General features: G+C 43.9%; 1 protein-coding gene. It reads left to right on the top strand.

Annotated features, from left to right (window positions below; genetic code table 11):
* Window positions 1–301, top strand: a 301-nt coding sequence (locus H2O73_RS20770; protein ID WP_182110772.1) for a hypothetical protein, incomplete at both ends; no start/stop codon positions are given.

Below are 301 nucleotides of genomic sequence, written 5' to 3'. Positions count from 1 at the left end.
GACAAGTTGCAAAACTTCTATGAGGGACTCACTCTCAAAGCTCAAGAAGCTCTTGATCACTCTGCCAGAGGCTCCTTACAACTCATGAAGACCACAGAGGAAGCTCAAAACCTCATTGACATGGTGGCCAACAACCAATATTTCTTTGCTCATCAAAGACAACGCCAACCATCACAGAGAAGAGGGGTAATGGAGTTGGAAGAAGTGGATTCTATTTTGGCTCAAAACAAGATGATGCAGCAGCAGATTCAACAACAATTTGAGCAAATGGCCAAAAGGATTAATGGCTTGCAAGTGGCAG

This window comes from Vibrio marinisediminis, assembly GCF_014050145.1.
Classification (GTDB): Bacteria; Pseudomonadota; Gammaproteobacteria; order Enterobacterales; family Vibrionaceae; genus Vibrio; species Vibrio marinisediminis.
Note: the sequence above shows the minus strand (reverse complement) of the source record. Positions and strands in the feature narration are given on the sequence as shown.